We start from the raw sequence: 1072 nt of genomic DNA, 5'->3' as shown, positions 1-1072 counted from the left end.
TCTTCCCACCCGAAGGAGGGAGAAATCCTGCTAACACATCGATTAACGTTGATTTCCCTGCCCCACTTTCACCAATAATGCCTATAGCACCGTTACCTTGCCAAGTAAAATCAATTCCTTCTAATATAGCCTTTTCAGATTCATCATTATTTACTTTTACATCTTGTAATTTCAAACTACTAGAAGAATTCCATACTATATCTACATTTGAATCTTTCTTTTCTATTTCTTTTTGTTTCTGTAAAATTTCTTCTATTTGCTCCATTGCAAGTTGTCCATCTAATGTAGCATGATAATTCGCTCCAACTTGTTTTATCGGCAGAAAATATTCCGGCGCTAAAATTAAAATCGTAAGAGCTGGTAACAGTATAATTGTCCCATCTATTAACCGTATCCCTAATCCAACTGCTACAAATGCAATTGATAAACTCGTAAAGAAATCTAATGCAAAAGAAGAAAGAAAAGCAACTCGCAAAGTACGCATCGTTGCTTTTCTATATCGTTTACTTACTTTTTCAATCTTTCCTTCGTGCTGTTTACTTTTCCCTAAATACTTTAATGTTTCTAATCCTTTTAACGTATCTACGAAATGATTAGAAAGTACACGATATGTTTCATATTGGCTATCCGCCATTTTCTGCGCCGCTAATCCTAGAAGGATCATAAATATAATCACAATTGGAATCGTTACAACTAAAATGATTCCAGACTTAATGTCCAGTATAAAAACATATAGAACAATTAGTCCTGGTACGATACTACTTCTAATCATTTTAGGAATTGTTAATTCAATATAAGTTTTAAATTTCTCAATACCTTCTATCGATAAAGTAACCAGATGGCCAGTCCCATTCGTTTGGACAAATCTCGGCCCTAATGTAAAATATGCTTCTATTAACTGTTTACGTAATGCCAATCCTGTTTTTTCAGCGAAACGCTCAACCAATATTTGCGATGCTCGCACCAACATTTGGCGTGCTGCGAACATGATTCCAAAATAAACAGTTTCATTTAGCACAGCTTGTACTGTTTCTCCTTGAAATAAAAATGTGATTGCTCGTGCTAAAAACAC

At 34.6% G+C, this 1072-nt stretch carries 1 protein-coding gene; it reads right to left on the bottom strand.

Features of this window, described 5'->3' with window-relative positions; genetic code table 11:
• Positions 1–1072, bottom strand: a 1072-nt coding sequence (locus AC1DTM_RS27990; protein WP_477001425.1) for an ABC transporter ATP-binding protein/permease, incomplete at both ends; no start/stop codon positions are given.

The sequence above is a fragment of the Bacillus sp. P4_D3 genome (assembly GCF_056401855.1).
Note: the sequence above shows the minus strand (reverse complement) of the source record. Positions and strands in the feature narration are given on the sequence as shown.